The 9,273-nt window shown below is 68.4% G+C and carries 8 protein-coding genes; all 8 read left to right on the forward strand.

The window, feature by feature from the left end:
* The first annotated feature begins 125 nt into the window (after positions 1-125).
* Positions 126-1,811 carry a flagellar basal-body MS-ring/collar protein FliF gene (gene fliF, locus A9J21_RS28690; RefSeq protein WP_066741909.1) on the forward strand — a complete coding sequence of 562 codons (1,686 nt, stop codon included), beginning with the start codon at positions 126-128 and terminating at the stop codon, positions 1,809-1,811.
* Complete coding sequence (gene fliG / locus A9J21_RS28695) at positions 1,798-2,817, forward strand: flagellar motor switch protein FliG (protein ID WP_066741912.1); 1,020 nt, start codon at positions 1,798-1,800, stop codon at positions 2,815-2,817. The genes fliF and fliG overlap by 14 nt, the downstream gene beginning before the upstream one ends.
* Positions 2,804-3,691 (forward strand): flagellar assembly protein FliH, encoded by an 888-nt coding sequence (fliH, locus tag A9J21_RS28700; RefSeq protein WP_066741915.1) that lies wholly within the window; start codon positions 2,804-2,806, stop codon positions 3,689-3,691. Before fliG ends, fliH begins: the two co-directional genes overlap by 14 nt.
* Entirely contained in the window at positions 3,684-5,135 is a 1,452-nt protein-coding gene (fliI, locus tag A9J21_RS28705; RefSeq protein ID WP_066741917.1) for a flagellar protein export ATPase FliI, read from the forward strand. The genes fliH and fliI overlap by 8 nt, the downstream gene beginning before the upstream one ends.
* Positions 5,128-5,580, forward strand: coding sequence for a flagellar export protein FliJ (fliJ, locus tag A9J21_RS28710; RefSeq protein WP_066741920.1), 453 nt, complete (start codon positions 5,128-5,130; stop codon positions 5,578-5,580). The genes fliI and fliJ overlap by 8 nt, the downstream gene beginning before the upstream one ends.
* Before the next feature lie 16 nt (positions 5,581-5,596).
* A complete protein-coding gene (locus A9J21_RS28715; RefSeq protein ID WP_066741923.1) occupies positions 5,597-7,075 on the forward strand; it encodes a flagellar hook-length control protein FliK in 1,479 nt (492 codons plus the stop codon).
* A gap of 199 nt (positions 7,076-7,274) precedes the next feature.
* A complete protein-coding gene (locus A9J21_RS28720) occupies positions 7,275-8,324 on the forward strand; it encodes an alpha/beta fold hydrolase (RefSeq protein ID WP_066741926.1) in 1,050 nt (349 codons plus the stop codon).
* 35 nt (positions 8,325-8,359) lie between these two features.
* Positions 8,360-9,022 carry a DNA oxidative demethylase AlkB gene (gene alkB, locus A9J21_RS28725; protein WP_066741929.1) on the forward strand — a complete coding sequence of 221 codons (663 nt, stop codon included), beginning with the start codon at positions 8,360-8,362 and terminating at the stop codon, positions 9,020-9,022.
* The last annotated feature ends 251 nt before the right edge of the window (positions 9,023-9,273 follow it).

Below are 9,273 nucleotides of genomic sequence, written 5' to 3' on the forward strand. Positions count from 1 at the left end.
CAACTATCGCGGGGAGTGCGCGTGTTTTTTCAGCAGCGTAAAGTGAGCCGTGCCGAGATGATTAACGGCAGCGAAGGCCAGAGTGGTAAGGGCAGGGAATGCCCGGCCAAGCCGGAGACGTGCGCATGAACGCGGCCGCCACCCTGCCGAACGGCGCGGCCCTGGTCGAGAAGCTCAAGGGCAATCCGCGCCTGCCCATGATGCTGGGCGGCGCGGCACTGGTTGCCGCCATTGCCGTGGGCGTCATGTGGTCGCGCCAGCCGGACTACAAGGTGCTGTACACCAACCTGTCCGAGCGCGACGGCGGTGCAGTGATCCAGTCACTGCAGCAGATGAACGTGCCGTACAAGTTCGCCGAAGGCGGCGGCGCCGTCATGGTGCCGTCCGACAAGGTTGCCGAGACGCGTCTGCGCCTGGCCAGCCAGGGCCTGCCCAAGAGCGGTACCACGGGCATGGAACTGATGGACAACCAGAAGTTCGGCATCAGCCAGTTTGCCGAACAGGTGAACTACCAGCGTGGCCTGGAAGGCGAGCTGGCACGGTCGATCGAGTCGATCGGCGCGGTGCAGTCGGCCCGTGTCCACCTGGCCATCCCCAAGCCCACGCTGTTCGTGCGCGAGCGCCAGAAGCCCACCGCTTCGGTGGTGCTGCAGCTCTACCCGGGCCGCGCGGTCGATGAAGGCCAGGTGGCCGCCATCACGCACCTGGTGTCGTCGAGCGTGCCCGAACTGACGCCGAAATCGATCTCCATCGTCGACCAGCAGGGCAACCTGCTGTCTGGCAGCAACGACCGTTCGATGGACGCCACCCAGCTCAAGTTCGTGCAGCAGGTGGAACAGAGCTACGTCAAGCGCGTGGAATCGATCCTGGCCCCGATCCTGGGCAAGGAAAACGTCCATGCCCAGGTTACGGCCGATGTCGACTTCTCGTCGGTGGAACATACCGACGAAAGCTTCAAGCCGAACCAGGACCCGACCAAGGCCGCGATCCGCAGCCAGCAGACCAGCGAATCGAACCAGCAGGGTGGTTCGGCCGTGGGTGGCGTGCCCGGCGCGCTGTCCAACCAGCCGCCCGCCGCCGCCGTGGCCCCGGTGACCACGCCGCAGCCGCCGCGCCAGCCCGGCCAGCCGAACCCGCCGGCCCAGGCCCAGCCCAACCAGGCCACGCAGACCGCCGAGAAGACCGGCCCGAGCAGCAACCGCCGCGACGCCACCACCAACTACGAGCTCGACCGCAGCGTGCGCCACGTGCAGCAGGCGCCGGGCGGCGTGAAGCGCCTGTCGGTGGCCGTGGTGGTGAACTACCGCAGCAAGGTCGACGCCAAGGGCAAGCCGGTCACCGAGGCGTTGTCCGCCAAGGAACTGGCCCAGATCGAGAACCTGACCAAGGAAGCGATGGGCTTCTCGGCCGAACGCGGCGATTCGCTCAACGTGGTCAACAGCCCGTTCACGTCCGACAGCAAGACGGAACCGGAACTGCCGCTGTGGAAGCAACCGCAGATGATCGACCTGGCGAAGACCGGCGTTGGCTACCTGCTGCTTGCCCTGCTGGCCGTGTTCCTGTGGTTCAAGGTGGCCCGTCCGGTGCTGCGCAAGTACACCGCACCGGCTCTGCCCGCCACCACCGATACCACGGAAGCCACCGCAGCCGAAGCCGTGCTGCCGCCGCCGGAAGAGGAAACCAATCCGGAAGTGCTGCGCCTGGCCGCGAAATATGAAAGCGATCTCGCCCTGGTGCGTGACGCCGCGCAACGCGACCCGCGCCTGGTCGCCAGCGTAATCAAGACCTGGATGGCAAATGACGAAGGCTAACGCTAGCAAGGGAGCGGCCGAGAAGGGCCTGCAGAAGAGCGCCATCCTGATGATGGCGGTGGGCGAGGATTCGGCCGCCGAGGTGTTCAAGCACCTGTCGCCGCGCGAAGTGCAGCAGCTGGGCTCCGCCATGGCAAACCTGTCGGCCGTGACCCGCGAGGAAATGGCCGAGGTGCTGGCCGAATTCCGCGGCGAGACCGAGCAGTACCTGGCGCTGAACGTCGATTCCAGCTCGTTCATCAAGAGCGTGCTGAACAAGGCGCTGGGCGAGGAGCGCGCGCTGTCGGTGATCGAGGACATCCTGGAGTCGCGCGATCCGGGCGGTGGCATCGATTCGCTGAACTGGATGGAAGCCAACACGGTGGCGGAACTGATCAAGGACGAGCATCCGCAGATCATCGCCACGATCCTGATCCACCTGGACCGCCAGAAGTCGTCCGAAGTGCTGGGCTTCTTCACCGAACGCCTGCGCAACGACGTGGTGCTGCGTATCGCCACGTTCGGCGGCGTGCAGCCGGGCGCGCTGCAGGAACTGACCGACGTGCTGACCAAGCTGCTGGCAGGCCAGAGCCTGAAGCGCAGCCGCATGGGCGGTGTCCGCACGGCGGCCGAGATCATCAACCTGATGAGCACGGCCCACGAGGAAGCGGTCATCGACGGCGTGCGCACGCACGACGCCGACCTGGCACAGAAGATCATCGACGAGATGTTCCTGTTCGAGAACCTGCTGGAAGTGGACGACCGCGGCATCCAGCGCGTGCTCAAGGAAGTGGCGACCGAATCGCTCATCGTCGCGCTCAAGGGCGCGCAGCAGGAACTGCGCGACAAGTTCATCCGCAACATGTCGACGCGTGCCGGCGAAATGCTGCGCGAGGACCTGGACGCCCTGGGTCCGGTGCGTGTGTCGCAGGTCGAGGCCGAACAGAAGGCCATCCTGCAGGTGGTGAGACGCCTGGCCGAGGCGGGCGAAATCCAGATTGGCGGAGGCGACGATGCCTACGTTTGAACGCGGCTTTGCCGCAGGCCGCGGCCCGGGCCGCGGCGATCCCGGATTCTTCGGCGCGCCTGGCGCGGCGCAGGGCCCGGACAAGCTTTCCGGCGGCCTGTCGGGCGGCCTGTCGGGTGGTCTCTCCGGCGGGCTCACCAATGTCCACCGCAGCGACGAAGGCTTTCAGGGTTTCGAGCCGCCCGTGCGCTCCAGCATGGGCGGCGACGCCTGGAAGCGCTGGCAGCCCGAATCGCTCGATCCGCGCGATGCCCTGAAGAAGGTGCTGGCCGCGCAGTTGCCGGTCGAACCTCCGCCCCCGCCCCCGATCGACTTTGCCGCGCTGGACGCGATGCGCGACGGCGCCCGCAAGGAAGGCTACGCTCAGGGCTACACCCAGGGCCAGACCCAGGGTTACGGCGACGGCCACCGCGAAGGCTATGCCCGCGGCCTGGAATCGGCCCGCAGCGAAGCCGCGCGCCTGCAGGAACTGGCCGGCAACTTCCGCGACGCGCTGGGCCGTGTCGATACGGAAATCTCCGATGCGCTGATTTCCCTGGCGCTCGACGTGGCGCGCCAGCTGGTGCGCAAGACGATGGAAATCGATCCGGCCGCGCTGGTTCCGGCCGCACGTGAACTGATCAACGCCGAGCCGCCGCTGTCCGGCGCGCCCTGCCTGCTGCTCAACCCCGAAGACGTGACGCTGGTGGAAACCCACCTGAAGGGCGAACTCGAAGCCGCCGGGTGGACGCTGCGCGCCGATGCCGCCGTGGCACGCGGCGGCTGCATCGCCAGCGCTGCCAGCGGAGAACTGGACGGCTCGCTGGCAACGCGCTGGGAGCGCGTGATCAAGGCCCTGGGCCGCAACGATCCGTGGGAGCCCCCGCATGCATGAACCCCAGGCCACGGCGCCCGGCGCCACTTCCGGCGCAGCCCATACCGGCCGCTGGCGCGACGCGCTGGCTACCGCCTCGTCGAACATCGCCGAGATCGACAGCAAGCGCGCCTGCGGCCGCCTGACGCGTGCCGCTGGCCTGGTGCTCGAAGCCGTGGGCCTGCGCATGCCCGTGGGCAGTGACTGCCTGATCGAACTGCCGGGCGGCCAGCATTCGCATGGCGGCCCGCGCACCGCCGAAGCCGAAGTGGTGGGCTTTGGCGCCGACCGGCTCTACCTGATGCCGCAATCGGACGTGGCCGGCCTGGTGCCGGGCGCCCGCGTCTATCCGCTGGAACCGTCGCCGCTGCCCAAGGGCGTGAGCGCACCGCGCGAGCCCGGTTCGAAGCGCCTGCCCGTGGGCGATGGCCTGCTCGGACGCGTGCTGGACGCAGCCGGACGTCCGCTTGACGGACTTGGTCCGATCACCGCCGCCAGCGAAGTGCCGCTCTCGGGCGCGCAGATCAACCCGCTGATGCGCGCCCCGATCGAAACGGTGCTCGATACCGGCGTGCGCGCCATCAACGGCATGCTGACCGTTGGCCGTGGGCAGCGCATGGGTCTGTTCGCAGGCTCCGGCGTGGGCAAGTCCGTGCTGCTGGGCATGATGGCCCGATACACCAACGCCGACGTGATCGTGGTGGGCCTGATCGGCGAACGCGGCCGCGAAGTAAAGGAATTCATCGAGAACATTCTCGGCGAGGAAGGCGGCAAGCGGTCGGTGGTGGTGGCCGCGCCGGCCGACTGCTCGCCGCTGCTGCGCATGCAGGGCGCCGCCTACGCGACGCGCCTGGCAGAGTATTTCCGCGACAAGGGCCAGCACGTGCTGCTGATCATGGACTCGCTGACCCGTTATGCGATGGCCCAGCGCGAGATTGCGCTGGCGATCGGCGAGCCGCCCGCCACCAAGGGTTATCCGCCTTCGGTCTTCGCCAAGCTGCCCACGCTGGTGGAGCGCACCGGCAACGGGCCGGAGGGCGGCGGCTCGATCACCGCCTTCTACACCGTGCTGACCGAAGGCGACGACCAGCAGGACCCGATTGCCGATTCGGCACGCGCCATTCTCGACGGCCACATCGTGCTGTCGCGCAGTCTTGCCGAAGCCGGCCACTATCCGGCCATCGACGTGGAAGCGTCGATCAGCCGTGCCATGACCGCCTTGATCGAACCGCCGCAGTTCGCCTCCGTACGGCGATTCAAGCAGTTGATGTCGCGCTACCAGCGCAATCGCGACCTGATCAGCGTGGGCGCCTACGTGCCCGGCAACGATCCGGAGCTGGACCTCGCGATCCGCCTGCATCCGCGCATGGAGGCATTCCTGCAGCAGGACATCCACGAGCGCGCCGACTACGAGGCGTCGATTGCCCAGCTGCACGCGACCATCGGAGCAAACTACCATGGCTAAGACTTCGCCGCTGAACACGCTGGCCGACCTCGCCCAGGACAACACCGACAAGGCCGCCCGCGAACTGGGCCGCCTGCAGGGCCTGCGGACACAGGCCGAGCAGCAGCTCCATGCGCTGACCGAGTACCGCCACGAGTACCGGGCGCGCATGCAGGCCATTGCCGCCGAAGGCATGACGTCCAGCCGCTGGCAGGATTTCTCGCGCTTTCTCGACTCGCTGGACCATGCCATCCGCCAGCAGACCGCCGCGCTGGACAAGGCCGAGGCCGACCTGCTGGCCGGCCGTGCCAACTGGCAACAGCAGAAGCGCCGGCAGAACTCTTTCGACACGCTGATCACGCGCGCCGAAGTGCGCGAACAACAGATCGCCACGCGCCGCGAACAGCGCGCCAACGACGAATACGCGGCCCGCATTGCCCGCCAGCCGGCGAGCGGCCACAACTGACCTGCCAAAGACCACAATGATCGATATCAGCCAGATCGTCGGCAACGCCGCCGCAGCCCTCGGCAACCTCAAGACGCCGGATACGGGCAAGGGCGGCGACGCCAATCCGTTCCAGGACGCACTGTCGCGCGCCCGCCAGGATGGCCAGCAGTCCGCACCGGCCGCCGCGCAGGTGAAGGTACCGGCCAAGGACAGCAAGCAGGCCGACGCATCGAAGGACAGTGCCGCGCAAAAGCCGCAGCAGCCCGCCGCCAACAACGCGCTGCCGCAGAAGGACACCGGCAAGGTTGCCGCGAAGCCGGGCACGAAATCCGATGACGCACAGGACGGCAAGACCGACGACACCGCATCGGGCGACGCCGCCGCCGCTGCCGCTGCGCTGGCCGCCGCTGCGCTGCTGACGCAGCCCCCGGCCCCGCAGGCGCCCGCCGCCGGCAGCACGGCCGGCATCGATGCCGGCGCGATCAATGGCCTGCCGGCACTGCCGTCCGGCCAGGGCGCGGCCGCCGCAGCCGCTGCAACGGCCGCCGCCACGGCCACCACGGCAGCCGATCCGGCCGCCGATGCCGCAGCCCTGCAGGCGCAGGCCGACGCCAAGCTGCCAGCCGCCACCGTCGACATCGCCGCAAAGGGCACCACCGCGAGCCCGACCGATACGCTGGCGCTGATCGCCCAGCAACGCGCCGCGCTGCAGAACAACGCCCCGACCACGGCGGACAAGATCGCCGCCACGGTCGCGGCGCCGGCCCAGGCCGCCGCGCAGGACGCACGCGGCCAGGGTGCCGGCCAGCAGCATGCCAACCTGGGCCATCAGAACCAGCCCGCCCTGGCGCCGGCCGACAACACTCAAGGCAACCAGCCGGCGCAGGCGCCGGTCACGCCGTTCGCCGCCGCACAGGCCAGCGCACGCACCGGTGAAGGCGTGGACACAGGCGCCACCAACGCCAGCAGCGCGGCCACCATGGCATCGGCACTCGCCGCGCAAACGCCGGCGCAGGCTGCTCAGGCCAATGCCGCCGCAGCCGCCGCGCGCCCGGTCATCGCCCCGAATGTCGGCGACAGCCAGTGGTCGCAGGCGCTGGGCCAGCAGATGGTGCGCCTGTCGACCCAGGGCAACCAGACCGCCGAACTCGACCTGAATCCGCCCAACCTGGGCCCGCTGAAGGTGGTGCTGAACGTGGTCAACGATCAGGCCCAGGCACAGTTCGTATCGCCGCACCAGGCCGTACGCGCCGCCGTGGAAGCCGCGCTGCCGCACCTGCGCACGTCGATGGCCGAAGCAGGCATCCAGCTGGGCCAGACCTCGGTGGGCGCCGACAGCTTTGCGCAGGCCAACTCGGGCGGCCAGCAACAGCAGCAGCAACGCCAGGCCGGCAACGGGGGCAGCTTCGGCCAGTCCACCGGCTTCGGCAACGATACGGCGGCACCGGCCGCCCCTGCCACGCCGCGCGCACCGCGCACGCTGGCACGTGGCGAGGTGGATACGTTCGCCTGACGTCACAGGCCTTTCCGCCCCCGGAAAGCCCGCCCTCTCTCCCGCCTTGCGGGATGGACGGCGGGCTTTTTTCATGCTGGCGACCCGGAACTAAAGCGCGCAAGGCGCGGTCATTTGAGCGACGATATGGTTACCTCGCGTCAACCTGACCCGTCCACTCCGCTGCCCACTCCACCGTTCACACCTCCGGCCATTGACCATGCCCAGCTCTCGCCCGTCCCGCGTTCGCCCCCTCCTGCTCGCCGCCCTCGCGCTGACCGCCACCCTGGCCCCGCTGGCCCACGCGGCCGAGCCGGCCGATAGCGGGCCCGCCTACGGCCCGGAGCTGGAAGGGTTCGACTACCCCTATCCGGTCCAGCGCTACAAGTTCTCGTCCCAGGGCCAGCCCATCGAGATGGCCTTCATGGACGTCAAACCCGAGAAGCCGAACGGCCGCGCCGTGGTGCTGCTGCATGGCAAGAACTTCTGCGGCGCCACCTGGCAGGAAACCATCCGCCAGCTCAGCAGCGCGGGCTACCGCGTGGTGGCGCCGGACCAGGTGGGCTTCTGCAAGTCGACCAAGCCCGCGCACTACCAGTACACGTTCCAGCAACTGGCTCGCAACACGCATGACCTGCTGTCGTCGATCGGCATTCGCGATGTCACCGTGATGGGCCACTCCACGGGCGGCATGCTCGCCATGCGCTACGCGCTGATGTATCCGCAGGAGACCAGGCAGCTGGTGCTGGTGAACCCGATCGGGCTCGAGGACTGGAAGGCCAAGGGCGTGCCATCACTCTCGGTGGACCAGTGGTACGCGCGCGAGCTGAACACCACGGCCGACCGCATCCGCAACTACGAGAAGTCCACCTACTACGTGAACCAGTGGAAGCCGGAATACGAGCCTTGGGTGCAGATGCTGGCCGGCATGTACCGCGGCCCGGGCAAGCAGATCGTGGCATGGAATTCCGCCCTGCTCTACGACATGATCTACACCCAGCCCGTGGTCTACGAGATGGGCGCCATCCAGGCGCCTACGCTGCTGATGATTGGCGACAAGGACACCACGGCCATCGGCAAGGACGCCGCCCCGGCCGACGTGCAGCCGAAGCTGGGCCGCTATCCGGAACTGGCAAAGGCCACGGCAAAGGCCATCCCGAACACGACACTGGTGGAATTCCCCGAAATGGGCCACGCGCCGCAGATGCAGGACCCGGCGGCATTTCACAAGGCGTTGCTGGAGGGAATGGGGAAGGCGCAAATACGCTAAATTGAGGGCGTTCTCCGCCCTGATGTGCGGCCGCCATGACTTTCGACCTCTTCGACGCCCTTCCTGCCGATCCCGATACGCCGCCTGCCGTCGAGCCGCTGGCGCCGGGTGCTGTCGTCCTGCGCGGTTTTGCGCGCGATATGGGGCCTGCGCTGCTGCAGGCGGTGGCCGAAGTCAGCGCCGGCTCACCGTTCCGGCACCTGATCACGCCGGGAGGGCTGCGGATGTCGGTGGCGATGACCAATTGCGGCGAGCGGGGGTGGGTGTCCGATCGCACCGGCTATCGCTATGACCCGCTCGATCCCGATACAGGGCGGCCCTGGCCGGGCATGCCCGGCGCCTTCAGCAAGCTGGCGCTGGACGCCGCCGACGCTGCCGGCTACCCCGGTTTCGCACCCGACGCGTGCCTGATCAACCGGTACCTGCCCGGCACGCGGCTTTCCCTGCATCAGGATCGCGATGAACTGGATCTGCGCGCGCCGATCGTGTCGGTGTCGCTGGGCCTGCCTGCCATCTTTCTCTGGGGTGGCCTGCGCAGGGCGGATCGTCCGGCCAGGGTGCGGCTGGCGCATGGCGACGTGGTGGTCTGGGGCGGCCCGTCGCGGCTGGTATTCCACGGCATTGCGCCGCTGGCCGCAGGTGATCACGCACTTACCGGCAGCGAGCGCATCAACCTGACCTTCCGCAAGACACGCTGACCAGCGCGCGGCAGTTGCCTGCTTCAGCAGACAACCATACGATAGCGGCTCAGCACATTTGCTCATAAAACAGGATCGGCGCCTCATGCGACCGGCCCCGCTCGCGAGACAGATCCAAGATGTCAGCCACACCCGGCCGCGCCGAAGCACGTCCCGAAACCACACCCCCGACGCCCCCGTCACCCCCTTCGCCCCCCAAACCCGCGCCACTGGCGGGCCGCCCCGCCGATTCGATCCCTGCCGCGCCGCTG

Origin of the sequence: Cupriavidus sp. D384, from assembly GCF_001652915.1 — a bacterium.
GTDB lineage: Bacteria > Pseudomonadota > Gammaproteobacteria > Burkholderiales > Burkholderiaceae > Cupriavidus.